At 57.0% G+C, this 25,338-nt stretch carries 20 protein-coding genes; 12 read left to right on the top strand and 8 right to left on the bottom strand.

The genetic code is table 11. The features are described 5' to 3' along the window. Positions 1-240: 240 nt before the first annotated feature. Both CA54_RS03805 and CA54_RS03800 read right to left on the bottom strand, forming a co-directional pair. Positions 241-2,067, bottom strand: a complete 1,827-nt coding sequence (locus CA54_RS03805; RefSeq protein WP_146369529.1) for a UbiD family decarboxylase — start codon at positions 2,065-2,067, stop codon at positions 241-243. 64 nt (positions 2,068-2,131) lie between these two features. Beyond that, complete coding sequence (locus CA54_RS03800; protein ID WP_231962954.1) at positions 2,132-2,719, bottom strand: 5-formyltetrahydrofolate cyclo-ligase; 588 nt, start codon at positions 2,717-2,719, stop codon at positions 2,132-2,134. A gap of 89 nt (positions 2,720-2,808) precedes the next feature. Here CA54_RS03800 and CA54_RS03795 point away from each other — a divergent pair, with 89 nt between their 5' ends. Then, entirely contained in the window at positions 2,809-4,098 is a 1,290-nt protein-coding gene (locus CA54_RS03795) for a Gfo/Idh/MocA family protein (protein ID WP_146369527.1), read from the top strand. 996 nt (positions 4,099-5,094) lie between these two features. Here CA54_RS03795 and CA54_RS03790 read toward each other — a convergent pair. Next, complete coding sequence (locus CA54_RS03790) at positions 5,095-5,589, bottom strand: hypothetical protein (RefSeq protein WP_146369526.1); 495 nt, start codon at positions 5,587-5,589, stop codon at positions 5,095-5,097. Positions 5,590-5,752: 163 nt separating this feature from the next. Here CA54_RS03790 and CA54_RS03785 point away from each other — a divergent pair, with 163 nt between their 5' ends. The 5 genes from CA54_RS03785 to CA54_RS03765 all read left to right on the top strand — a co-directional run bounded on the left by CA54_RS03785 (position 5,753) and on the right by CA54_RS03765 (position 12,191). Beyond that, positions 5,753-6,196, top strand: a complete 444-nt coding sequence (locus CA54_RS03785; RefSeq protein WP_146369525.1) for a HEAT repeat domain-containing protein — start codon at positions 5,753-5,755, stop codon at positions 6,194-6,196. 428 nt (positions 6,197-6,624) lie between these two features. Then, positions 6,625-8,487 carry a DNA mismatch repair endonuclease MutL gene (gene mutL / locus CA54_RS03780; RefSeq protein WP_146369524.1) on the top strand — a complete coding sequence of 621 codons (1,863 nt, stop codon included), beginning with the start codon at positions 6,625-6,627 and terminating at the stop codon, positions 8,485-8,487. A gap of 235 nt (positions 8,488-8,722) precedes the next feature. Beyond that, positions 8,723-10,237, top strand: a complete 1,515-nt coding sequence (gene aroE / locus CA54_RS03775; protein ID WP_146369523.1) for a shikimate dehydrogenase — start codon at positions 8,723-8,725, stop codon at positions 10,235-10,237. A gap of 192 nt (positions 10,238-10,429) precedes the next feature. Then, positions 10,430-10,963, top strand: coding sequence for a shikimate kinase (locus CA54_RS03770; protein WP_146369522.1), 534 nt, complete (start codon positions 10,430-10,432; stop codon positions 10,961-10,963). Positions 10,964-10,967: 4 nt separating this feature from the next. After that, positions 10,968-12,191 carry a prepilin peptidase gene (locus CA54_RS03765; RefSeq protein ID WP_231963107.1) on the top strand — a complete coding sequence of 408 codons (1,224 nt, stop codon included), beginning with the start codon at positions 10,968-10,970 and terminating at the stop codon, positions 12,189-12,191. Between the two features lie 145 nt (positions 12,192-12,336). On the opposite strand, the gene CA54_RS03760 is transcribed toward CA54_RS03765, so the two are convergent. The 4 genes from CA54_RS03760 to CA54_RS03745 form a co-directional block, all read right to left on the bottom strand. Then, positions 12,337-13,575, bottom strand: a complete 1,239-nt coding sequence (locus tag CA54_RS03760; RefSeq protein ID WP_146369520.1) for an ABC transporter permease — start codon at positions 13,573-13,575, stop codon at positions 12,337-12,339. Next, positions 13,572-14,525: an ABC transporter permease gene (locus CA54_RS03755; RefSeq protein WP_146369519.1), complete on the bottom strand. Its 954-nt coding sequence runs from the start codon at positions 14,523-14,525 to the stop codon at positions 13,572-13,574. Before CA54_RS03755 ends, CA54_RS03760 begins: the two co-directional genes overlap by 4 nt. 62 nt (positions 14,526-14,587) lie before the next feature. After that, on the bottom strand, positions 14,588-16,426 hold the full coding sequence (locus tag CA54_RS03750) for an ABC transporter substrate-binding protein (protein ID WP_146369518.1): 1,839 nt from the start codon (positions 16,424-16,426) through the stop codon (positions 14,588-14,590). A 119-nt stretch (positions 16,427-16,545) separates the two neighbouring features. Then, entirely contained in the window at positions 16,546-17,625 is a 1,080-nt protein-coding gene (locus CA54_RS03745) for a TolB family protein (RefSeq protein ID WP_146369517.1), read from the bottom strand. Positions 17,626-17,764: 139 nt separating this feature from the next. Here CA54_RS03745 and CA54_RS03740 point away from each other — a divergent pair, with 139 nt between their 5' ends. After that, positions 17,765-18,298: a GrpB family protein gene (locus CA54_RS03740; RefSeq protein WP_146369516.1), complete on the top strand. Its 534-nt coding sequence runs from the start codon at positions 17,765-17,767 to the stop codon at positions 18,296-18,298. A 12-nt stretch (positions 18,299-18,310) separates the two neighbouring features. Here CA54_RS03740 and CA54_RS03735 read toward each other — a convergent pair whose 3' ends face one another. After that, positions 18,311-19,135 carry a MerR family transcriptional regulator gene (locus CA54_RS03735; RefSeq protein WP_197532182.1) on the bottom strand — a complete coding sequence of 275 codons (825 nt, stop codon included), beginning with the start codon at positions 19,133-19,135 and terminating at the stop codon, positions 18,311-18,313. Positions 19,136-19,659: 524 nt separating this feature from the next. On the opposite strand from CA54_RS03735, the gene CA54_RS03730 reads away from it, so the two are divergent. The 5 genes from CA54_RS03730 (at position 19,660) to CA54_RS03710 (ending at position 25,121) form a co-directional block, all read left to right on the top strand. Then, positions 19,660-20,727 (top strand): isocitrate/isopropylmalate dehydrogenase family protein, encoded by a 1,068-nt coding sequence (locus CA54_RS03730; RefSeq protein WP_146369514.1) that lies wholly within the window; start codon positions 19,660-19,662, stop codon positions 20,725-20,727. Positions 20,728-20,947: 220 nt separating this feature from the next. After that, on the top strand, positions 20,948-22,123 hold the full coding sequence (locus CA54_RS03725; protein WP_146369513.1) for a hypothetical protein: 1,176 nt from the start codon (positions 20,948-20,950) through the stop codon (positions 22,121-22,123). Between the two features lie 240 nt (positions 22,124-22,363). Next, positions 22,364-22,846: a hypothetical protein gene (locus tag CA54_RS03720; RefSeq protein ID WP_146369512.1), complete on the top strand. Its 483-nt coding sequence runs from the start codon at positions 22,364-22,366 to the stop codon at positions 22,844-22,846. A gap of 328 nt (positions 22,847-23,174) precedes the next feature. Beyond that, the gene (locus CA54_RS03715) at positions 23,175-24,371 is read left to right on the top strand and encodes a phage major capsid protein (RefSeq protein WP_146369511.1); all 1,197 of its coding nucleotides are present in this window, start codon (positions 23,175-23,177) and stop codon (positions 24,369-24,371) included. A 228-nt stretch (positions 24,372-24,599) separates the two neighbouring features. Further along, positions 24,600-25,121, top strand: coding sequence for a hypothetical protein (locus tag CA54_RS03710; RefSeq protein ID WP_146369510.1), 522 nt, complete (start codon positions 24,600-24,602; stop codon positions 25,119-25,121). Positions 25,122-25,338 lie beyond the last annotated feature (217 nt).

Raw genomic sequence — 25,338 nt, 5'->3', positions numbered from 1 at the left:
AAACTCAGATTTTTGGGGGAGAACTGGTAACCGAAGTGTGAAAGCGCGATTTCTATCACAACTGCCGAAACAGGAAAAGACAAATCTGCGGAGATTATTTGTGGCCGTGATTGGTGACTTGCAAACGTCATCAATCCGTCTGACTGGTTGTGTTATCTCAGAAGCAAATAGGCCGGTATCGTAGTTACATGCAAGTCTGCAACCGCCGTTTTCCTATTGTCGCGTGGTTGCGCTGGGCAGTTAGAGAATTCCGCTTAAGGGACCCCCGGAAGCGGCAAACGCGTCAACGCGTGCGGTGATGTTTGGATCTTCAATCAGCGGCGGCGCGTGGTGTGGTTTGCGGCGGGCGTCGATGACCAAACTGCCGTGGCAGCCCCAATGTTTATCTTGGACATAACTGCCAATTCCATCGATGTCGACCGCTGGGTTGGAGCGTGTGAATGTGACCCATAGAAAATTGTTGAGTGTTCGAGCGGTGAATTCGCTGTCGTCGGCGATCACGATGAGCGGAAATTGATTGATGGGGGCGTCGGCGGAAAAATGATTACAGAAAGCGGCGACGGCCTCGCGGGATTGGAATGTGGGGCCGGTGATTGCCAGGACGCCAGGCAGGCAGAGGCGCGGATTGGTGAAGCCGTCGGGGAGGTTCAATTCGTGGGGGATTTCGGTGGGCAGTTTGTGGATCGGTTCACCGGCAGCGGCCATAACAACTTTGGAGCCGCGATTCAGGCCGCTGCCGGAATAATCGAGCGTGTCGATCGTGGTTTGAGTTTGGAAATGCAAATCGCGCCGCCAATCGATACGACTGAGTAGGTGCGTAAAGACAGCGGGGATGTCGTTGACGTCCAGTTGCGGGGCATCGTTTTCAGCAACGATCAAGAGGTATTTTGCCAACGACATTTGCCCTTGCCCGAGAATGGCGTTGGCTTGGGTAAGGATTTCCTGCGGAGCACTGTCGCCGCCCCAGGGGACGTACCGTTCGCTGCCGATGGCCAACAGCAAGGGGTGCACACCGGCGGCGTCGACGGCGTTTACGGCGCGGACTCCGGGTAGGACGGTGGGGATCATGGGGCCGGTGATTTCGTGGATCAGTGCGCCGAATAGCGTATCTTCTTGCGGGGGGCGTCCCACCACGGTGAATGGCCAGATGGCGCCGTCGCGGTGATAGACTTTTTCGACACAGAAGACGGGGAACTCGTGCGCTAAACTGTAGTATCCCAGGTGGTCCCCAAAGGGGCCTTCGGGGAGGGTACGCTCGGGGATGATGTAGCCGCTGATGCAAAAATCGATTTCGGCGGGGATCGGCAACGGTTGTGCGCCGTGCACCATGCGCACGCGTCGGCCGCCTAACGCGCCGGCGAAGTACAGTTCGGGGAGGCCTTCGGGAAGGGGCATTACAGCGGCGACGCTCATCGCGGGAGGGCCACCGACGAGGATATTCGCCCGCAGTTTTTCGCCCCGACGAATCGCAGCGGCGTGATGGACGCCAATGCCGCGATGGATTTGATAGTGCAGTCCGATTTCGGCGTTGGGTTGGTATTGGCCGCCAGAGAGTTGCACGCGGTACATGCCCAGGTTGGATTTAGCGATGCCGGGCGTGTCGGGGTGTTCGGTGTAGACTTGCGGCAAGGTAATAAACGCGCCGCCATCATCGGGCCAGGATTTGAGTTGCGGAAGTTGATCGATACTGGTGGTGTGCTCGAGTATGGGACCGCGACGGACTTTGCGGGGGAGCATGCTGAGTGCGGTCGGGCTGGCGCGGAAGGACTTCCACGGGTGCCGGGCAGCGGTAGAGGGGTCGGCTTTAATGCGGACAAGTTGTGAAACCGCATCGAGCGTGTCGCGAAAGATATACCGTACGCGGTCCATGCTGCCGAACAGGTTGCTGACCATGGGAAACGGGCTGCCGGTGACGTTGGCATAGTAAATAGCGGGACCGTCGGCGGCGAAGACGCGGCGCTGGATTTCAGCTGCTTCTAAGTTGGGGTCAACCGGTTCCTCGATACGGATCATCCGCCCGGTGGCGAGCAGATCATCGGTGCAGGCTTTGAGTGTGCGGTAACCCATGTTCGAAGGCTTGGTGTCTTTGCGTGATAATTTGTTGGTGTTGATGGCGAGGCAGAGATTTTGGTTAGGCTTCTGGATAAATCCTAGACTCGGTGATGATCTTGTCCATGAAGACGTCGTGCGATTCGGTGGGGATTTTTCGGAAAATTTGGCAGTCGAACGCTAGTGCAATCAGTGGCGTTTTGCTTTTTGCGGTTTGCAGCAGTTTATCATAATACCCCTTGCCGTGGCCGCAGCGGGCGCCGTGAATATCGAATGCGACTCCGGGCACGAGAATGATGTCGAGTTGATCGGTCGCGGCGCTGCGGTCGGGCTGTGTGCGGAGTTCGCTGTGCGGTTCGGGGATGCCGTAGGCTCCGGGGGTGAGCTCGTCACGGTTTTTTAGGTGAAACAATTGCAGTTCACCGTCGTGGCAATAGGGGATGACGACTTGTTTGTCGGTCTCTAATGCAGCGTTGATGAGGTCGGCGGTAGCGACTTCTTCGCGGACACTGACATACAGCATCACGGTGTGGGCGGATTGGTATTCGGGGAGGGTATGGAGGTGATCGGTGATCTGTTGGCTGCGTGCGTGGCGGTTGTCGAGTGCTTGGCGCGCATCGCGGGCTTGCTGGCGAATCTGTGGTTTGGTGATTGGTGTTGGTGCGGACAAGATTTGTATCCGTTGTAGTGGTCGGGTAGGATGCAGAGACGAGCGTTGTTGGTATCCGGTGTATTTCCGTCCGTCAATGGAGGTCCGTCATGTCTGCGATGAATCGACGCGGTTTTTTGGGAACGACATTGGTGGCGGCGGGGACGTTCGCGTCTGCCGCACCGGTCAAGGCAGCGGCGAATGATACGGTGGGCGTGGCGGTGTTGGGAGCGGGCCGGGGAGCGAACTTGGCGGCGCATTTTGCCGCGTTGCCCGACAGCCAGGTGGTGGCGATTTGCGAAGTGGATGCAGCGCGGGGGCAGAAATTGGCGGAGCGGGTGCAGGCGATTTCCGGGAAGCGTCCGCCGGTGGTGGCTGATTTTCGCACTTTGCTCGACCAGAAGGATGTGGATGCGTTGGCCGTGGCGACACCCGATCATTGGCATGCGCCGGCAACGATCCTGGGGTGTGCGGCGGGAAAAGATGTGTATGTCGAGAAACCGGCATCTCATAACGTCGCTGAAGGACGGATGGCTGTGAACGCGGCTCGCAAGTTTGATCGGATCGTGCAGCACGGTACAAATTTACGCGCGGCTCCGCACTATGAAGAAGCTTGGGAGCTATTAAGACAAGGGGTGATCGGCAAGGTCTTGATGGTCAAGGCGATCAATAATCAACGGCGGGGACGATTGGCGCAGCGGCAGGACGAAGCAACGCCGGCGGGGGTGGATTACAACATGTGGTTGGGGCCGGCTGAGAAGCGGGCGTTCAATCGCAATCGCTTTCACAGCAGTTGGCATTGGAATTGGGAGTACGGCACGGGAGATATTGGTAACGATGGCGTGCACCAAATCGACTTAGGACGCTGGGCTTTGGGTTTGAAGGCTCCGAAGTCCGTTTCGGCGATGGGGGCCAAGCTGGGTTCGAAAGGGGATGCGCAGGAGACGCCCGACACGATGGTGGTGACGTGGGAATATGATGACCTGTTGTTTGTGTATGAACAGCGGGACTTCACACCGTATCGCATGCAAGGACATCGATTGGACAACGACAACATCTTTTTCGGCGACCAAGGGTACTTGATGATCGACCGCGACGGTTATCGCGTGTTTCATAAGAGAGGGGAGCGGGGACCGGTCGGGGGAGAGAAGTGGGTTGATTCGCCGCGGCATTTTCAGAACTTCATCGATTGCGTGAAAAGCCGAGACCGGAACGAATTGATTGCGGATATTGAAGAAGGGCACTATTCGGCGTTGCTCTGCCATTTGGGGAATGCTTCGTTTCGCACAGGACGTCGATTGCAATTTGACGGCGAAGCTGAGCGATTTGTCGACGATGAGGAGGCGAATCGGTATTTGACGCGCGATTACCGGCAGGGCTTTGAATTGCCGGTTTTCTGACCGGGCCTTTAAGCGGTCGTTTTCGTGAGCTGATCCCCGTCTTGGCGCTTTGGGGCGGGCGGATTTAGTTTTTGTGCCCCCATTTCCGACGTGACAGGTGCGCCCCGTTGGTTGTCGGCGTGAAGCTGCGCCGGTTGGTCCGGTTATATCGCCGAATGGGGCGACACGGGTTTGTTGGTTCCGGCTATTGCGGTAGGAATTGCGAAAAAAACTCGGTAAATATCGCAACGAAATTGTGCCGTAGAACCGGGAGTGCATACCTAGCCGGACAATGTGGCAAGTCCGGCAGCGGTGAAGGCAATTTCCCCAAGTTATCGCAAACGGGGGTCCGAGACTGATCTTCTCGGCGCTCAGGTCGGGGTGGGTTTCGTGTTCGGAATAACCGGAACAATCGGCGGGTCTCGAGTCGGTCTGCTGTGCCGGAGAGTCACGCAAATCGCGTTACAGCGATTATCCGCCGCGCACCGATACAATGGGTGAAGCCGTAAAGGAATCTGGCATGCCGTCCGCCGAATTGGGGCGACAGCAATTGCGTTGATGGTCATGGGAGATCCATGAAACCAGGACGCGGTGAAAGGATTCTGAGCGGATAGAACAGTCTGTACCAACTGTTCTCCGAAGGGGGAACTTGCGCGTCGAGATTTGACTGCGGGTGGAATACCTCCATTTTGCATCTGATATCTCGCATTACTCCTTCCCGGACGTGCATCGACCCACGAAATCCAAACGATCCGCAGACCACGCGGATATCGACAACGAGCTACGATTTTTTTGAGAGATCGAAAGGAAGCTAAACCTCATGAAATGGCTGAATCTTATAGGCGCATTGGTGTTAGCGCTGGGCATGAACGGAACGGCTCAGGCTGGTTTGTTCGGCGGACACCATGGTAGCAGCGATTGTTGCGGCGCCGCGAAGAGCTGTGATTGTGCGTTGGCCTGTCCGCGCATTTGTTGTAAACCCGTTATCTGTCGTCCGACCTGTCACAAGGTCTACAATTACCAACGTTCGTGCTGCAAGCCGACTTGCTGCGACACTTGTGCTCCCACTGATTGTTGCGCCCCCAAGGCGTGCTGTGCTCCTGCCGGTAACGGCTGTGCCCCCGCTGCCGACGCGTGCTGCGCTCCGGCTGGCAATGGTTGTGCCCCCGCCGGCAACGCGTGCTGCGCTCCGGCTGGCAACGCTTGCTGTGCCCCGGCCGGCAATAGCTGCTGTGCTCCGGCTGCGAACAGCTGCTGTGGCCCGGCGTCCTGCTGTGCCCCGATGCCGTGCTGCCAACCTCGCGTTGTTTGCGTTCCCAAGTGCTGCCCCAAGCCGTGCTGGAATCCTTGCAAATGCTGCGAGCAACTGTGCGACAACAAATGCTGTGACAACGCTTGCTGCGACAATGCTGGTTGTGCCCCCGCTGGCAACGCCTGCTGTGCTCCGGCTGGCAACGCATGCTGTGCTCCGGCCGGAAATAGCTGCTGTGCTCCTTCCTCCTGCTGCGACACCGGTTGCGGTGGTGGATGCTGCTGCGAGCAAATCTGCTGCGACGATGATCCGTGCGAAATCGCACACTACATCTACGAGTCGCAAACGGAATGCTACGCCAGAAAGCGTGCCCGTGCGATCAAGAAGCTGAGGAAGTTTAAGTGCGTCTGCAATCCGGAAATCATGTGTGCTTTGGTTGTCGGTCTGAATGACTGTGACGAACGCGTCCGGAGAGCTTCCGCCGATGGCATCCGCCATCAAGTGAAGAAGTTCCCTTGCTGCTGCTGCAAGAACGTGGTTTGTGCCTTGGCCAGTGCCCTGGGCGACTGCGACCGGCGTGTTCGCCGCGCTGCGGAAAAAGCCTTGGAAGAATGTGGCTACGAAGTTGACGATTGCTGCAACTGCGGAACCAGCTGTGGCCAAACGTGCTGCAACAGCTGTGCTCCGGCTGCCTGTGGTGCCGCTGGTGCTGCCCCCGCCGCTCCGGCTCCGGCCGACGCGAATGAAGAAGCCGCTCCGGCTCCGGCTCCTCCGGCCGAACCGGAAGCGTACTTCCCCTCGCGGATTCCTCAGCGTCAGTCGCAAAAATCGCATCGCGGTTTGGGCAACTTGTTTGGCCTGAAGTAAGCGATGGGTTTGGTTACGACGAAGTGATTAAGCGACTCATCTCCGTTCATTAGGAAACGGGTCGAACGCAGGCGGCTCTGGGCATTTTGCCGAGGGCCGCCTGTTCGTATTTACAGGTCGCCATTTTTTTAGGAGAACTCCTACACCATAACGGTGGGGAAGTTGATGCTTACCGCGTCCCGGCTGCAGATTGTTGTCCGATCACACGGGGCGATTCAGGAGTCACTGTTCGGCTAGCGATTGGTGACGTTGATCCTGGTGATGTGGTGGTGAGCGTGGGAGGTTTCGATGGTAACGGGGGGGCGAAGTCGGTAAGATCGCGTCGCGTGCGTTGGTGCTTAACGAAGCTTGAGGCGACAGTCTTGGGGATTCGTTGCGGCACTGCTTTTTTCTTACCGATTGAATTTTGCTTACCGAATTCTGATTTCATGTCTCGCATTCAACAATTGACTCCGGCGGTGGTGAACAAAATTGCCGCTGGTGAGGTAATCGAGCGGCCGGCGAGCGTGGTCAAGGAAATGCTGGAGAATTCCGTCGATGCGTTGGCGACGCGGATCGAAGTGGAAGTGGCTGCCGGCGGCAGTGAGCTGATTCGGATTACCGATGATGGCGAAGGGATTCATCCCGACGATGCGTTGCTGACGATTAGCAGCCATGCGACGAGCAAGATTCGCTCCGCTGAAGATCTCTTCAGCGTGCATACGATGGGCTTTCGAGGGGAGGCACTGGCGTCGATTGCCGAAGTGAGCCAATTTTCATTGCGAAGCCGACAGGCGGAAAATCCGCGGGGCTTTGAATTGGAGGTGAACGGGGGGCAATTGAGCGAACCGAAACCGTGCGGCTGCCCGGTGGGAACGACGATTGAAGTTCGCAATCTGTTTTGTAATACACCGGTTCGTCGCAAATTCTTAAAAACGCCGGCGACGGAAATGGGGCATATCACTGAACAATTCACGCGGATCGCGCTGGCGAATTCGCGGTTGCATTTGTCGCTACGACACAATCGCAAAGTAATTTATGACTTGCCGGCGACGGAAAAGATGATCGACCGGTTGGAATTGTTCTATGGGGCGGAGTTGGCCGAGAAGTTGATTTGGGTTGAATCGGAGCAGGAGGGAGTGCGACTGTGGGGTTATGTGGCGCATCCCAGCCAAAACAAATCGACCGCTAAGGGGCAGTATTTGTTTCTCAACGGCCGTTGGATTCAGGACCGTTCGCTCAATCATGCGTTGCGGGAAGCGTATCGCGGGTTGTTGATGGTGGGGCGATATCCAATTACGTTTTTATTCATGGAAGTTCCGGCGGAGTCGGTGGATGTAAACGTGCATCCGACGAAATCGGAAGTTCGTTTTCGTGACAGTCAAATTCTGTATCGGCAGTTGTTGTCGACGCTGCGGAAGAAGTTTTTGAGCGTTGATCTCGACGGTCGCTTGAATGTGGAGGGTGAGGGGCCGCGCGAGGAGGCACCGGCGCCGACACCGGAAATTCGGGCGGAGGCGCAGCGGGACCTTGTAGCTTGGGCGGGGGAACAGGTTGCTGCGTGGAAGCCGACAAAGTCAGAAGGGACTTGGGAGCTGGCGCCGCGTTCGATTCCGCTGTCGGCGGCTGAGATTGAGGGACGGGAGACGGGTGCATCCGAAACGCCAACTGCGGATTTTCCGGCGGGGGAGATGCAGACGCGGCGGGATGCGGCGCATAACGATTTCCATGCGGGTGAGCGCCCGCGGGCGATGCAGGTGCACGATTGTTATCTGGTGGTCGAAACCGAGGAGGGGATTGCGGTGATCGATCAGCATGCGCTGCATGAGCGGATCATGTATGAGCATTTGCGGGGGCGGGTGTTGGCCGATGATGTGGAATCACAGCGATTGTTGCTCCCGGAAACCATCGAATTGAGTGCGGGAGAGGCGGGGTTGTTGTTGGAAAATGCAGAGTTGTTGGGGCAATTCGGGCTGGGGATTGAGGGATTCGGCGGCGGGACGGTGTTGTTAACGCGGTATCCGGTCATGCTATCGCGGGCGAATTTGCGACAATTGATTTTGGATGTGGTCGATCAACTGTCGGGATCGGGTGAAAAACCGACGCGGCGGGATTTGATTGACGAGTTGTTGCATATGATGTCCTGCAAGGCAGCGATCAAAGCGGGGCATCGGTTGAGTCCCGAGGAAATCGACAGTCTGTTGGAGCAGCGGCATCTGGTGGATGATGCGCATCATTGTCCGCACGGTCGGCCGACGGCCTTGGTTTTGTCGCGTGCACAGCTGGATCGGCAATTTGGCCGTTTGGGCTAGTCGCGTGCGGGGTAAACCGTATCAAATGTTGATGATCAGCCCGCGGTCATAGTGCGGCGGCTGCGAAAATGGGTTACACTCGAATGTTGGAGACGATGATTTGGCGGCCTACCGGTTTTGGTGAATTGCTGCCGATTCGGAATCTGAATTGGGCGTAACGTTGGTTCGGTGCCATGGTGTGCACGGCATGGGGATCTACGCTCGCGACGATAAACACCCTGTAAATTAACGACTTATGATTTGCGTTAGTATTGGCAGAACCCGTCACAAGATGATGCAGGCCGAGTACCGCACCCTGGCGGAGCGTGGGGCGGAGTTGGTGGAGTTGCGGCTGGATTGGCTAGGGCGACTGCCAGATTTGAATCGGCTGTTGCAGGATCGTCCTTGCCCGGTGGTAATCACTTGCCGCCGCAGCGAAGACCAGGGGCGCTGGCGGGGAACGGAAGAGCAGCGGCGGACGATACTGCGAAACGCCATCGCCGACGGAGTGGATTACGTCGATCTGGAAGAGGATATTGCGGGGAGCATCCCGCGATATGGTTCGACCAAGCGGATCGTCAGCCACCACGATTTTGAGGAAACGCCACAGGATCTGTGGGATATCCATCGTCGGCTCTGCAGCCACGATCCGGATGTCGTGAAGTTAGTCACGATGGCGAATTCGCAGCAGGATAATATCCGAATGTTGCAGGTCGTGCAGGCCGCCAAGGTTCCTACGATTGGTTTTTGCATGGGGGAATTGGGGCTGACCAGCCGGATTTTGACTGGGAAATATGGCGCCCCGTTTACGTATGCGACATTCAATAGCGGCCGTGCTATGGCGCCGGGTCAATTGTCGTTTTCAGATATGAAGAAGGTTTATCATTACGACGAGATCGACGAGGCGACGGAGATTTACGGTGTCTTGGGGGATCCGATTGCGCATAGTTTGAGTCCGTTGATTCACAATCGGGCATTTCGCACAGCGGGTCTGAACAAGGCGTATTTGCCGTTTCATGTGCTGCCCTCGGTGTTTAAGCAAACCTTGGAAGATTTCCAATGGTTGGACATCAAAGGTTATAGCGTGACCTTGCCGCACAAGGTGGCGGCGATTGACGTGTCGGACGCTTGTGAACAATCGGTCGAGGAGATCGGGGCGGCCAATACGTTGTATCAGGATCCGGAATCGGGATGGGTGGCGGCGAATACGGATTACGATGCAGCGTTGACGACGATTTGTTTGGGATTGGATCCCAAATTCGATCCAGCGACCGACAGTTACGAAAAACTGATGTCGGGCCGACGGATTTTGATCCTGGGGGCCGGTGGCGTGGCGCGGGCGATTGCCGCGGGATTGAGCGAGGCGAAGGCAGACGTGACGATTACCAATCGTACGCAACAACGGGCGGTTGAATTGGCAGCGGAATTCGGTTGCCGCGAAGTCCAATGGGAAAACCGTGGCAGTGGCTTTATTGACATCTTGGTGAACTGTACGGCGGTCGGTATGCATCCCGATGTGGATAAGTCGCCGTTTCAACAAAGTTGGCTGCGGGACGGCATGCTGGTTTTTGATACGATTTATACGCCTGAGCGGACGATGTTAATAAAAGAGGCGCGCGAGCATTTGTGCAAAACAGTGACGGGGGTGGAAATGTTTGTGCGGCAAGCAGCGGCGCAGTATGAACGCTTCACCAATACGGCGGCTCCATTGGAGTTGATGCGGGAAACATTGCGGCACAAAATCTCTCCCGCCCAATACGACGGCGAGTGATTGTGTGTCGTTCGCGGCACGGATTTTGATTCGCGATGCTGATTCGCGAACTGACAAGTCGTTTCAATCCCCACCGGCGCGTCCCGCTACTTCTGATACGCAAGTTCCAGAATCGTCGCAGCCGGGTTTTTAAACTGGTTCTAGCTCCGCGGAGTTCTCCGCGACGGTGTAGTCGGGTAAGACGCTGTTTCTATGGTGATCACCTTTATTGGATATCGCGGTTGCGGGAAATCGACTGTGGCGGCGTTGTTGTCGGCGCGGCTGGGTTGGGCGTGCGTTGATGCGGATGATGCGATTGAAAGCCGCGCGGGATGCTCGATCAGCGAAATTTTTGCGGAGCAGGGTGAGCCGGTGTTTCGTGAGTTGGAACGGACGGTCATTGCGGAATTGCTTGGCAGGGAGCAATTGATACTAGCGGCGGGGGGCGGGGCGATTTTGGCGGAAGCAACGCGTGTCGGGATGCGCGACGCAGGTCCCGTGGTTTGGTTGCAGGCGCCGGTTGCGGATTTGAGTCGACGGATTTCCGATGATGGCAGCACGGCACTGCGCCGTCCGCAGTTGACCGATGCGGGGGTGACGGCTGAGGTTGAAAGCGTATTGACTGCTCGTGAACCGTTGTATCGCGATGCGGCGACGATTGTGATCGATACGGCAGGGCGGACAGTTGCGGAAGTGGCTGCGGCTGTTTACTTCGCTTTGCCCGATGAAGTAACGAGGGATCAATAGCGTGATGGACCACCTTTTCGATCTTGCACTGCGCCTAGTCCTCGTGTTTGCCGTGGGGGTGTTGATTGGGCGGTTTCTCAATCTGTGTATCGTCCGCTTTCCGTGCGATGACAGTTTTGTTGGGCAATTGAAACTGTTGTTCCGGCGTCCGCGTGCCTGCGATGGCTGCGGGCTACCGCGCCGTTGGTGGCAATGCTTGCCTTTGACGAGTCTCTTCTCGAAAACGGCGCGCTGTGGAGGTTGCCGGCGACGGATTCCGCGGCGATTTGCGGTTGTCGAGTTATTGACGGGTGGGTTGTTGGCGGTGCTGTACGCTTTCGAGGTCCAACCTCAGGTGGGATTGTCCGAGACGCAGTTGCATCTGCGGTTTCTGTATCATGCGGTGATGATCTGTGCCTTGATTGTGGCGACGTTTATTGATTTTGATTTGAAGATCATCCCCGATGGATCGACGTTGCCGGCGATGGCGGTGGGGGTACTGGGCGGGTGGTTGTTGCCTTATGTGTTTCTAACGGAAGTGTGGTATCAGCAACCGCATTTGGCGTTCTTTGAACAGTTGGCGCAGGGGGAATGGTCGTGGTTGGCCGCTTTTCAGGGGCGACCGGAGTGGATTGAACGTTGGCCGCATTTACATGGCTTGGTTGTCAGTTTGTTTGGGTTGGTGGTGGGCGGCGGGATTGTGTGGTCGGTGCGTATCTTGGGTGAGCGGGTGTTGGGCCGGGAGGCGATCGGGTTTGGCGATGTGATTTTATTGGCGATGATCGGCAGCTTTTTGGGGTGGCAGGCGGCTGCGATCGTGTTTTTTCTGGCGCCTTTGTTTGCATTGATCACAGTGGTGCCGTCGTGGATTTTTTTGCGGAATCGCGAAATTCCATTTGGACCGTATTTGAGTCTGGCCGCTGTGGTGGTCGTGCTGTTTTGGCAGCAGATCTGGGCGAACACGGACCAGATCTTTTCCTTGGGCGTCTTTTTACCGGTTGTTGGTTTGGTGATGCTGTGCGCGTTGGCATCGCTGTTAGGGATGTGGCTGGGGATCAAACGTCTGTTCGGCTTTGAAGCGGAGGAAGAGTTCTTTGAGGAATGGACCTCGGGGGACCAGTTGTCTTTTCTGGCGAGCGAAGTGATTGATCCGGATCAGGGGCAATGGCGGCGCAATGCGTGGCCGGGTGGAGATGCGGGGCGGGGGCGGTTGCAGTCTCGGCGGTGGGGTGGTGGCGGGGGGTGGTAGTGGTTTGGTTGGTGGCTGGGGGTGGGGAGACCTTCGGTCGGGGGGAGTGCGGGGTCGGGAGACCCGCGCACAACTAACTTTTCTCGGGCCTGTGGCCTCACGCCTCGCTTCCTACCGCCTACGGTCTATAACCGACAGTCTGGCCTCACTGGTGTCGGGGGTCGAAGGCGTCTTGTAGGGCGTCGGAGACTATGTTGAAGGCGAGGACTAGGCCGAACATGAAGGCGGTGGCTGCGCCGATTTGCCAGAAGAAGCTGTTGATGACTTCCGATCCGGACTGACTGATCATGATGCCCCAGCTTGGTCCGCGTTTGACGCCCAGTCCTAGAAAACTGAGGATGACTTCGGACTTGATCGCGCCGATGAAGAGCAGTGAAAAGTTGATCAGAAGTAAGTGAGCTGTGTTGGGGATGATGTGCCGCAGCATGATGTAGACTCGCCCGCAACCCATGGCTGTGGCCGCCTGGACGTATTCCAGCTCTTTGATCTTTAGCGTCTCGCCTCGTAATACGCGGCAGGGACCGATCCAAAAGGTGAGTCCGAAGGCGACATAGACGGGAATCAGCGTGCCGTCCCAGGTGGTGCCGGTGAACATATAGGCCAACAGCACCAAGAGGACGAGGTTGGGGATCGAGGAAAAGGTGGTGTAAAGCCAGATCACCAGATGGTCGACCCAGCCGCCGAAAAATCCGGCAGCGACTCCCAGGAAACCGCCAAATAAGACGGCGAACAGAGCGGTGACGATGCCGATTTGCATGGCGACTTTGATGGAGTAGATCGCCCGCAACATGATGGAGCGTCCTTGGCGGTCGGTTCCCAAAAGCATTTCAAAGCTGCGCCAAGCCCCCTGCCAGCCAGTGGGTGGCGGGTAGAGTTGATTGACGATTTGCTCTAATTCGGCCAGTTTAGATAACTGCTCGGGCGCTTCGTTGAGGTTAGCACTGGTGGCCAAAGTGTCGAAGGTCTTCCAACCTTGATCGACCAGGGTTTTCAATTCCGGCTGGGGCAGGTCGGCGACTTTGAGGGTGCCGAAATCGATTTCAGCAAGGGCAGTTTGTGGATCGGGGTTCTTGAGCGCGCGGTCGACGATTTCTAACAGTTGCTCGCAGTGTTGCAAGCGTTTTTCCGGTTCCGGCTGGAGAAAGAATCCGGGCATGTTTTTGGTGCCGACCCGGCCTTCGGTTTGCTCCAAATTGATGAACCCGTAATTTTTCGGAGGTGTGTAGTCTTTATCCTGCCAGCTGCGGAAATCGAAATACATTTCCGGTACCAGGATCACGACCGCGATTGCCAGATAAGCGGAAATGACGAGCAGCGCCAGGATCGATGACCGGCTGCGGAAGAATTTTCGGGCGGCCCGGGATTCTTTCCAATTCAAAATCATGAGAGGCGAATCCTCGGATCAACCAGGGCGTAGAGCACATCGGTGAGAATGATGGTGAAGATGAATAGAGCGGCGAAGACAGCGGTGAAGGCTTGGATCACCGGGAAGTCTTTGGCATTGACGGCCATGATCAGCGCCCGCCCCATGCCGGGAATCCCGAAGTACATTTCGAGTACGATTGAGCCGGTGATTAAAAAGGGGAGGGTGATCATCACCTGGGTGACGATGGGGATCATGGCGTTTTTGAGCATGTGCACGAACATGACTTTGCGTTTGGTGACCCCTTTGGCGCGGGCGGTTTTGATGTAATCGCGGCCGGTTTCCTCGACCATCACTGCGCGGTAGAAGCGTGTGTCGTAGCCCATGGCGACGATGACCGAGATCAACACGGGAAGCAGGCAGTAATGCGCCCAGTACTGGAGTCCCGGCTCGTAGCCTTGAATGGCGAAGAGTTCATGTCCGGTCTTTTTGTAGATCAAATAGGCTCCGAAGTATTGTCCTAAAATGATGTAGACTAACACGCTGATGCACATGCCCAAGACAGCGAAAAAGACCAATGTTTTGTCGACGGTCCGCCCGCGGTAATAGGCGGAGATCATGCCGACGCAAATGGAGAGGATCGTGGTCAGGATGAGCGCCGGAACGGTGATGGAGAGGCTGGGAACGATCGAGCGGCGGATCATGCTGCCGACAGTGACGCCGGGGAAATCCCAGCTTTGTTCGGTGAAGTCGAATGTGACGAGTTTTTTCAGAAACGTGGCATATTGCGTCATGAACGGCTTGTCTAAACCGAAGGCTTTTTGCGTGACTGCGATTTTTTCCGGCGTGGCGTTTTTGCCCAGATGGATCGCCACCGGATCCTGGATACGGAGGATGGCCATGACCATCAGGATGACACCCAGATAGACGGGGATGTAATAGATCAAACGGCGAATGATGTAGGACCACATAGCTCGGTCACTTTAGTCAGGTTGCAGGGATAGCGAATCAGTGGCTTCGAAGGGAAACCGCATTAGTTCTCTGAGGGATACACACCGCGCTGGCTGACGTCTAGGTATTTGGGCCAGTTGTAGAAGTCTTCGGTGACTTTGAAGTTTTTCAGCCAGGGGTTGATCAGATAAAACCGCGTGCGACCCATGGAGCCAGTGTAAGGGGTGTCTTCGATGACCATGTCCCGCATTTTGATGTAGAGTTCCGTCCGTTCGGGAGAGGGGGGCATGCTGCGGATCTGTTCGTACAGGCGGTCGTATTCCGGGCGGCTGTAATTAAAGCTGTTGGAACCGGGGGCGGCGTTGGGGCTGTAAAACAGGGCGAGGTTGTTTTCTGCATCGGGGTAGTCGGAACCCCAGGCGAATCCGAAGAAGGGGGCCTTCTTGTTGTGTACTTTTTCGATCAGGGTGGAGAATTCGACGATCTGAGCGTTGATTTCCACATTGATTTTGGAGAGTTGACGTTTCAGTAATTCGGTCTGCTCAACGTTGTTTCTTCCGCTACTTGTATAGAATTCGATTCTGGGTAAGCCTTTGCCTTCTGGATATCCCGCTTCGGCGAGCAGTTGCCGGGCGCGTTCCAAGTTGGGGCCGCGATAGCTGATGTCGGCTTTGCCGTTGGGGGGAAAGCCTTCTAGTCCGGGGGGGATGGGGCCGTCGTAGACGGAGTTGATGCCGCTGTAAAAGGCTTCGTTGAATTCGTCCAGATCGATGGCCAGCGAAATGGCCTGGCGGAGTTTTTTTTGTTTCTCGCCATAGCCACCCAACAATTCGTCTTCCATGTTGAATCCGCGGAAGATGAAGTCGAGCAATTCCACGTTCTGTGTGGTGATGCCTTCGCGGACTAATTTGGGCCGCAATGTTTTGGTGCGTTTGAGAAAGGCTTCGTCAAAGTATTCATCGGGGACTTGTGTGTAGTCGATTTTTCCGGTGCGAAACGATAGCCACATCGGTTGGTCTTGGACAAAGAATTGGAACTCCAGGCGGTCGACGAGCGGCAAGCGTTTGCCTGCGTCTTTGGTCCAGCCGGCGGCGACATCGCTCGGCATGTGTTCAGTGGGGTAATAGCAGGGGTGGTAGCTGGGGTTTTTGTAAAAGACCATCCGCTGTCCGGGCCGCCAGTCTTCTTCGGCGAGGGTAAACGCACCGGTTCCCACGGGATGCCGGCCAAAGCGATCCCCGTACTCCTCGACCGCCTCGCGGGGGACGATCGCGGTTTGGAACATGGCGAGCACCCACATGAACCGCTGGACGGGCTGCTTGAGAATCACGCGAAATTCGTGATCGTTGATTTTTTGCATGCCGGCGACTGGTGCGTCGTAATCGAAGGAGGCCTGTTTGGCTTCGACGGCTGCGTTTTGTTTTTCGCGGTATTCGTCGAAACCTTTGATGGTGTCTTTGAGCAGCCACCAACTCTTGGGGTTGTTGCCATTGTCGGCCATCCGTTTCCAAGAGTAGAAGACGTCGTCGGTCACTAGTTCGCGACCTTTGCCTTCGGGGAAACAGGGGTCATCGTGGAAGAGGACGCCCGGTTTGAGTTTGAAATGGTAGGTGAGTCGGTCCTCGGAAATTGTGGGCATCTCGCTGAGCAACAGCGGTTCTAATTCCGGGGGACGGATGAGGTACTTGTATTGGACTAAGGTTTCGTAGACTTGGCAGGTGGCTTTATTGTCGTAGACCGTTGAACCTTGGACCGGGTCGAGCGATTTGGGGTCGTCGGCGCGCAATGGCAAACGTAAGACCTTGCCTTCTTCATCGATGCGCGAACAGGAGGAGCAAGCGAGGAGTGCCAACACTGCGGCGATGTGCAGCGTGCGAGTGAACCATGCGGCGCGTTGGGTGTGTTGTTGAGCGATGTTCATTCGTTGACGGGTATCGAGAGTGGAACGTTTTGGGGTTTGGCAGCACTGGCGGACAAGCCAACAGTGGCACCCGATATGTGAATTATTGTTTGGGCATCATAGAGGATGTTGCGGAATTGTCACGGTGATTTGGGGGGATCGTCGTTGCGTTTCCAGTCGGCGATCCAGAGTTGGCTAGTACCTTTGGGGCCGCGGGTGGAGGTCCACATCAGTTTGCTTCCGTCGGGACTGAAGACGGGCAGCACATCGGCGGCGGGGCTGTCGGTGATCTGGGTGACAGTACCGGCGGTCGGTTGGCCGTCTTTGAAATCGATGTCCATGACGTGGAGTTGAAATTTGGCGAACGTTGGTCCGCGGGAATAGTCGGCGCCGGACCAGACGAAGTATTTGCCGCTGGGGTGGAAATAGGGGCACCAATTGACCTCTTTGAGGTTGTGGGTCAGTTGGACTTCGTGTTTGCCGTCGACGGAGATCATGAAGATTTGCAGCATGTGTTCTTCGTCACGGTCGCTACGGAAGATGATCCATTGATCGTCGGGCGAGAAGAAGGGGCCGCCATCGTAGCCGTCGACGTTGGTGATTTGGCGAACGTTGCTGCCGTCAGCATCCATGATGAAAATGTCAGGATCGCCATCGCGGTTGGAGGTGAAGACGATTTGTTTGCCGTCGGAGGAGTAGCTGCCTTCGGCATCGTAACCAGGGGCATCGGTCAGTTGTTTGAGGTTGGTGCCGTCGAGGTCGCAGGTGTAGATGTCCATGAAATCATCGAAATCCCACTGGTAACGGCGGCGGCCGGTGATGGCACGGGCGTCGCGTTCGATGGTGGGGAGATTGGGGTTGGTGTGGGCCGAGGCAAACAGAAGTGATTTGCCGTCGGGATTGAAGTAGCTACACGTGGTTCGTCCGCGACCGGTACTGATGCGGCGGGGGTCATTTTTATCGAGGTCTTGGAGATAAATTTGGTAGAAGGGATAGCCGACAGGGTAGGCTTGGTAGATGATCTGTTTGCCGTCTGTCGAGAAGTAACCTTCGCCGGCGCGGGGGAGGCCGGAGGTGACTTGGCGGAGATTGGTCAGATGTTTGGATTCGAGCGGGGAGAGCTCGGGTGACGGGTCCTCGGAATTGGAAGAATCCTCGGCCAGTGCAGGCGAACTGAAGGCGAATGACAGGAGTATTGTGAATTGCGTGAGGCGTTGCATGGTGTCTCTCCTTGAAACGAGCAGCACGTTTTTGTTGTGGGTGTTTGACCTTGTGCGGAGTAGGTGAGTATACAAGGTGAGGAAGCGAATTGTCTCCCCATACGGGAGGCTGAGGTCGATTGTTAGGAGGAACGGAAGCGTGGCGAGCCGATATCTGTTTGCTGAATATTCGTCGGATTGGCCACGTATGTTTGAAGAGGAGGCGGCGCGGTGGCGGGAGATGTTGGGTGAGCTACTGGTGAAGGTGCATCATGTGGGAAGCACGTCGGTGCCGGGGTTGTCGGCGAAACCGGTGATTGATTTGCTGCCGGAGGTGCGTGATATTGCAGAAGTTGAAGAGCGCGCTGGAAAAATTGTGGAGTTCGGGTATCGCGCTTGGGGGGAATATGGATTGCCGGGGCGGCAATTTTTTACGAAGGATGCGGGGGAGTTTCGCTCGCATAATATTCACGTCTACGAGACGGGGAATGTTGAGATCGTGCGGCATGTGGCGTTTTGCGCGTATCTGCGGAGCCATGCCGATGAGCTGCGAGATTACGAATCGCTGAAGCGTGCTGCGTATGCCGCGCATCCGGCGGACATCAAGGGTTATTGCGCCTTCAAAGATGCGTGGATCAAACGGGTGGAGCCGTTGGCGGTGGCGTGGTATGAGCGGGAATCGCGGGCTGTTTGACGGGTGGTTTTGTTACGGGGCAGGGTTGGGTTCCTGGATCAGGAACTGGATTTCTGTGAGGTAGTTTTTGGGGTTGCCGCGGAAAATCATGCCGGGTCCTTTGAGGTAGACTTCACGGGTCGGGGTTTGTATTTCGTAGCCATGGTCGGCGCAATGTTTGAGCACCCGTTCATAGGAGCGGCCGAGTTGTTGATAGGGGCCGCGATGGACGAGCGTGACGCAGCGGCCGCCGGGGAGTTCGCGAACAGAGATGCCATCGACGGGAACGTGTTTGCGAAGCGGCATACAAGGTTCGAGGTCAGCGTCCTCTTCGCGATACTCGTTGTCATAGTAGAGGCAGAGTGGTTTGCCGGAAATATGACGTCCTAGTTTGCGGCCGATTTGGGAGAATCCGGTGCCGATTTCGTCGTAGCGGCACTGCATGCGGATCCCGGCGACGAGTTGGGGCGGGAGCGTTTTCTCTTCGATTTCGAATTGCGCTTGAGACATTGTGCGTCGGGCCTCCTGTTCATTGTGGACAATGCGTTCGATAGTGGCAACGATATCTCGGTCGCGTTCGATACGATCTTGTAGCGACTGTTTGCGGTGCTTGAGAAAATGCAGAATGTCGGAGTCATCGTCGTGCTGGGCGAGGATTTCAGCGATTTCTTCGAGTGAAAATTCGAGTGCGCGGAGTGCTGTGATGACGCGAGCGGTTTGGGTGTTGCGGTCGTCGTAATAACGATATCCCGTGCCGGCTTCGACGCGGGCGGGAATGAGCAGATTCTTTTCGTGATAGAACCGTAAAGTTTTGACTGGTAGAGCAGTGATTTTGGAAAATTGGCCGATGGTGAACATGCTGGGAATCCGTGGAAATGTGACTTGTGAGGTCCACAGTTTACAGCCTCCAGTAACTGGAGGGTCAAGCGGGAAACTGAAGAATACTTATGATTGTTTGTTGCGTGTCGGCGATTTTTTCTGGGGATGAATTTTTTGGAATCAATTATCCGCAGAGCACACCGAGGCCACAGAGGGGTTTGTTGTGCGGGATTAAATTTTGCTGAATTGCCATCGCATGACCGGTGGGAAGAGTTTTGGTAGGATCGGTATGACTTAGTGGCCGGTGGTCAGTGGCCAGTGTCCAGCATAAGTAAGCGGTAGGCAGGACGGGTGGGGGGAGACCTTCGGTCGGGGATGTGCGGGGTCGGGAGACCCGCGCACAACGTCGCGCGACCCTCTCCCCCGGCCTTTCTCCCAGAGGGAGAGGGGGGATTTTTAGCGGTGCCGTCGTCGAGTGTATTGCCTCAAGCCTGTTGCCTCGTGCCTCAAGCCTATCTTTCTACGGTCTATAGCCTACAGCCTATTATCAAACGGGAGTTGTTGTGCGAACATTTGAGATTGCGGTGATTGAAGGGGATGGGATCGGTGTCGATGTGACGCGGGAAGCGATCAAGGTGTTGGAAGCGGCTGGGGGGGTGGATGAAGCGGCGTTTTCTTGGAACTATTTTCCCTGGGGCACGGATTATTACTTTGAGCATGGGCGGATGGCGGCGGAGGATTATTTGGATCAATTGGCTCCGCACGATGCGTTGTTGTTAGGGGCAGTGGGGCATCCTGAGGTACAGGATCACATCACGCTCAACGGGTTGTTATTGCCGATCCGACGACGGTTTGATCAGGCGATTTGTTTGCGGCCGGCATTTTTGTACGAAGGCGTGCCCAGTCCGCTGCGGGATAAACCGGCGGAGTCGATCGACATGTTGGTCTTTCGGGAGAACACCGAAGGGGAGTATGCGAATATTGGTGGTCGGCTGTATCAGCATTCGGATCACGATGTGGCGGTGCAGACGTCGGTGTTTACGCGGCGGGGGTGCGAGCGGATTATTCGCGCGGCGTTTGAGAAGGCCATGACGCGTCCCCGCAAGCGGGTGGCTTCGATTACGAAGAGTAATGCGCAAGGGTACGGGATGGTGCTGTGGGACGAGACGTTTGCTGAGGTGGCTGCGGAGTATCCGTCGATTGAAACCGAATCGTTATTGATCGATCGTGCAGCCATGGAATTTGTGCGTCGGCCAGAGTCGTTTGATGTGGTGGTCGCCAGTAATTTGTTTGGGGATATTTTGACCGACTTGGCGGCGATTGTGGTGGGCAGTATGGGCTTGGCGGCGAGTGCGAATATTGCGATCGAGCGGCAAAACTTGAGCATGTTTGAACCGGTGCACGGGTCAGCGCCGGATATTGCGGGGCAGGGGATTGCCAATCCGTTGGCGGCGATTTTGTCGGCAGCGATGATGTTGGAGCATCTGGAATTGCCGCGTGCAGCTGCGTCGGTGCATGCGGCGGTGAAAATGTTGCTGGCTGAAGGGGAATTGTTACCGCCCGATTTGGGAGGGACGGCGCGGACGGAGGTGGTGGGGGATCGGGTGGCTGCGCTTGTTGTTGGGAGGTAGGGGGGAGTGGCCGGTGGCTAGTGGTCAGTGGCCAGAGAAAGAGGGGGGCATGCGGTCTTTTGGCCTGTGGCCTCGTGCCTCACTTTCTTTGGCCTTGGGGTCTATCGCCTATGGGCTGTTTCATCCGAATCGCTTTTTGTGGAATTGCTGCGCAACCTTGGCCGGGTAGGTTGAGAGGTGTTGGTTGCTTGTGGTTCTTAGCAGGGGGCTTGTTGAGGTGATGACGACGGAAACCGCGACGAACTTGCCGGTACGGGTGGTGGAACGGATCGGGGATTGGCGTGCTGCTGAGGTTGTGATCGATTTAGAGACGGGGATCGTTCGCAATGTGGCGTTGGCTGGGCCGGAATCGAAGAATGGTTATCGCTATACGGAGGAGTCGCTGCGACGGGCGGCGGTGTTGTATGCGGACAAGCCGGTGTTTTTGGATCATGGGCGGGACTTGTCCAAACCGCAGGAACGCAGCACGCGGGACTTGGCGGGACAGATTGTGAATCCTCGCTTTGTTGATGGGCGGATTCGAGGTGACATTCAGACGCTTGGCACGGAGGCCGGGCGTACCTTTTTGGCGTTGGCGGGCAGCGGCAGCGGATCGGTGGGGATGAGTCATGTGGTGCTGGTCACGCAAAACCGCGAACGGACATTGGTTGAGGAAATCCACGAAGTGGTGAGCGTGGATGCGGTGATGTTTCCGGCAACGACGTCATCACTGTCCGAGCAAACCAATGAATTGCCTGGCGCTCCGCCACTGTTTGGATCGCTGGAATCGGTCTTGCGGCAGGTTGATGGGCAATTACCGGGGCACGCCCGCGATTGGACCGGTGATGCGGACGTGGTCTGCGAGCGGGTGGCGTTGTTTCCGCGGAGCGTGGTCGTGAGATTGGGGGCGGCGGACGATTGCGAGCAATACCGCATGGGCTGGCGGGTACGCGACGGGCGGGTTTGGCTGTCGGGCGAGTGGGAACCGGTGGGGGATCTCGACCTGAGTGCTGAGTCGTGGCAGGATTTGAGTCGTGCCCAGGCTGCGTCGGAGGCCGACGACGCGGATTCCTTGGAGACATACGCCGAGCGGTTGCGCGTGTTGGAAGCAGAAAAACAGTTGTTGTTGGTTGAGGTCTCGGATCTGACGGCTGAGCGGGACATGGCTCAGCGGGTGGAGGCGGTGGGGCGGTTGTTGGCGGAAGCGGAATTGCCGGAGGAGGCGATTACGGAGACGTTTCGCGAGCAATTGTTGGATGCGAGCGACGATGAGCAGCGCGCGGTGTTGTTGGAGGATCGCGTGGAGTTGTTTGAGCGTTTGCGGTCTTGCAGGCCGACGAGTTGTTTGCGTGCTGATGACGATAGTGGCGCAGGTACAGATGCGGCGTTGGTGCGGCTGCTTGCTTGTCGGCGGTGATGGGAGTGGCCGGTGGCCTGAGAAGAGTAGGCAGTGGGCAGTGGGCAGTGGGCAGTAGGCTGGGTGGAGGTGCGTTTGGTTTTACCGCGCCGGCCTCACGCCTGTTACCTCGAGCCTTATGCCTATGTTGGGAGACCTGCGGTCGGGGCTGGTGCGGGGTCGGGAGACCCGCGCATAACGATTTGTTTTTTCTATGGCCTATGGTCTACAGCCTAAGGCCTTTTTCCCGGAGGGAATGATATGGGAAATCAGTTGCGGTTTCGTAGCGGTGAAGTGCAGTTGCATAAATTGCGTGTGGATAGTGGGACGGTGTTGGAGGCGGGGGACTTGGTGTATTTGGACACCGATGACGTGAAGCCGGCCAGCAGTTTTTCTTGGACGAGTGATCTGGCAACAACGCAATCGGCGTTTGCCGCTTCGTTTCTTGGGGTGGTGCATCATCAATCCGCTGATGGCGACACGGACGATGTGTCGGTCGATATGAGTCCGTCGGCGATCTATGAGTTCGACGTCGCTGCGGCGACCTATGAAGTGGGCGATGAGTTGGGGCCGGACGAGTTGTCGTCGTCGCTGATGGATCAACAGTTGGAAGCTGTGGGGACCGGGACGTTGGCGATTGCGCGGGCCGCGGAATATAAGGCGGCCGCGGCGACGAAGCTGCGGGTGACATTTGCTTCGGCGTTTCATACCGGGTCGGCGAATGTGAATGCGGCTGTGGGGTAGGGGGGAGTGGCCGGTGGTTGGTGGCCAGTGGGCAGTAGGCAGTAGGCAGTGGGCAGTAGCCAGTAGGCAGTAGGCAGTAGGCAGTAGGCAGTAGGCAGTAGGCTGGGGTGGAGGTGCGTTTGGTTTTCCTGCGCCGGCCTCATGCGTGTTACCTCGAGCTTTATGCCTAGGTTGGGAGACCTGCGGTCGGGGGGGTGCGGGGTCGGGAGACCCGCGCACAACTTTGGTGGGGAGTGCGGGGTCGGGAGACCCGCGCACGACATTTGGTTTGTTTTTCTATGGCCTACGGTCTAGCACCTACGGCCTTTTTAATAAGGGACGGTGAGATATGCAGGGGCAGAGTTTGAGGGGGTTGGTGGAATCCTTGGGGGCGGAGGGGTTTTATCAGAAGGTGTGTGGGCTGCTCAATGAGCGAAAGATTTCGGTTGATGATTTTAGCTATTACGAGCTGGCGGACGCTTGCGGGGTGCTGCCTGATTTGCGGCGGTTGAATGAGATGGCTTCGCCGGTTTCGAGTCCGCTACATGTGTTGCGGGAATCGTCGCCGGGGGTGAGTACGAATCTGTTTCAGGTTGTGACGGGGGAGCTGATCGGGCGGAAGGTGATTGAGGGTTACGAAGACGACTCGGGATTCATCGGCGACAAATTGGTCTCGGTGATGCCGAGCCGATTGCGGAATCAGAAGATCGCCGGCTTTAAGGCGTTGGCGGGGCCGACGGAGGTTTCTGAAGGGCATCCGTATGAGGAGTCGACGTTTGAGGAGAAGTACGTCACCTCGGAGGAATCGAAGCAGGGGCGGATTCTGACGATCAACGAAGAGTTGATTGCCTTTGACCAGACGGGTGAAATCAATCGCCGTGCGATGGCGCTGGGGTTTTATCTGCGGCAGGAGCGCGAGCGGACGATCGTGCGGGGCGTGACCGACGCCGATGCGGCGAGCTCGAAGTTTGTCTATCGGCCGAACGGGGCCGGTCAGGCGTTGTATAAGACCGATGGTTCGAATCGGAACTGGGTGGGCAGCGGGAATACGACGTCGACGGCGTTTAACAGTGCGGTGCCGCTGGCGGATTGGACCGATGTCGACACGGTGTTGCAGTACCGGGCGACGGAAGTTACGGACGATCGGATCGACGGGACGGCTCGACCGATAGTGATGCCGGTCAAGCACATGTTGGTGCCCGAAGCCTTGCGGGGGACGGCGATGAGCGTCGCGAACTCAACGCAGGTCACCGTCACGAGCGGCGATAATGAGACAACGTTTGCGAATCCGATTCACGGTTTGGCCGAGGTGCTCAGTTCGCCGTTTATTGACGAGCAAGGGGGCCAGGCGGTCAACGACTGGTACCTGGGTGATTTTGCGCGGCAGTTTGTCTGGACGGAGATTTGGCCGGTGCAGACGTTCCTGCAGCGAGCGGACAGCGAATCGGCGTTTGATCGCGACGTGGTGTTGCGGGTCAAGGTGCGGTACTACGGCGGCGTTTCGGCGGTGGATACGTCGTTTGTGACGAAGGTGGATGGTGCTTGATGCGCGCGGGGGGGGAGTGGCCACTGGCCACCGGCCAGAAATAGTAGGCAGTAGGCAGAGGGCAGTAGGCAGAGAAGAGTGGCTGGTGGTCGGTGAAGGGTAGGCGGGAGACCTTCGGTCGGGTGGGTGCGGGGTCTGGAGACCCGCGCACAACTTGTCAAATCCTCACGCCTTCTTGCCTACGGTCTACAGTCTCAAGCCTACAGCCTCTTTTTCTTGGGAGCGGTTATGAAATATGGCGGTGTGGATTGTAGTGGGGGGTATTGCCGGCGGGTGGAGTTGCCGCGGGGGGATGGGGCGGTGTGGGGGTTGACGGTTAGTCCGTTGCCTTTGGCGTTTCATCGGCGATTGCGGGAGCGGGGGATTGTGGCTCCGCGGCGGCCGACGCGTGTGGCGCGGGATTCATCGGGCAAACCGCTGCGGGATCATCAGGGGTTAGCTGTGTTGGTGCCTGATGCGGAGAGTGGCGAGTATTTGACGGCGCTGGATCTTTATAACCAGCGCGTGGCGGCTTTGGTGCTGGTAGAAGGATTGCGAGCGGATGAGTCCTTGCAGTTTGAAACAGCGTTGCCGCACGTGGATGGTGATTGGCTCGGCTATGCGGATGGAATTTGCGAGGAGTTGGAACGGGCGGGTTGGTCGGCGGGAGATGTGGGGTTGGTGTGCGAATATGTGTTTCGCGTGAGCAACTTGTTGGATGATCATGTGCGGGAATCGGCGGGAAATTTTTCGCCGGCGGCGGCGACTTAAACGATGCCGTCGCCGGTCCGCGGTCCGTCGATTATTGGATCCTGCGTTGTTGTGAGCAGTTGGGGCTGCGGGAAGCGGAGTTTGTCGCAGCGGAGTATGTGGATCAGGTGCGGTGGTTGGCGTATGTGATGCTGCGGGATGGGGATGGGGATGGGTAGTGGGTGGTCGGTGGACAAGAGTGGCCGGTGGTTAGTGGCTGGTGGCCGGAAATATTAGA

This window comes from Symmachiella macrocystis (assembly GCF_007860075.1).
In the GTDB taxonomy this organism is placed as follows: domain Bacteria; phylum Planctomycetota; class Planctomycetia; order Planctomycetales; family Planctomycetaceae; genus Symmachiella; species Symmachiella macrocystis.
Note: the sequence above shows the minus strand (reverse complement) of the source record. Positions and strands in the feature narration are given on the sequence as shown.